The sequence below is a fragment of the Bacillus cereus group sp. BfR-BA-01382 genome (assembly GCF_022663475.1).
In the GTDB taxonomy this organism is placed as follows: Bacteria; Bacillota; Bacilli; order Bacillales; family Bacillaceae_G; genus Bacillus_A; species Bacillus_A thuringiensis_S.
Genome location: NZ_JAKUFQ010000412.1, coordinates 1 through 235 on the forward strand (window position 1 = coordinate 1; position 235 = coordinate 235).

Genomic DNA, 235 nt, shown 5'->3' on the forward strand with positions numbered 1-235 from the left:
TGCAGATCAATATAAAATTGAAGCGGAAGCAAGAGCACGTGCAGAAGAAGTTCGTGTAGAAGGTTTAGCGAAGGCGGAAATCGAAAAAGCGCAAGGTCAAGCAAAAGCAGAAGTACAAAAAGCACAAGGTACAGCGGAAGCAGATGTTATCAGATTAAAAGGTTTAGCAGAAGCGGAAGCGAAACAAAAAATTGCAGAGGCATTTGAGTTATATGGCCAAGCGGCGATTATGGAT

The 235-nt window shown here is 42.6% G+C and carries 1 pseudogene; it reads left to right on the plus strand.

The features are described from left to right. A pseudogene (locus MR160_RS34535) lies at positions 1-235 on the plus strand (flotillin family protein); the annotation flags it as partial.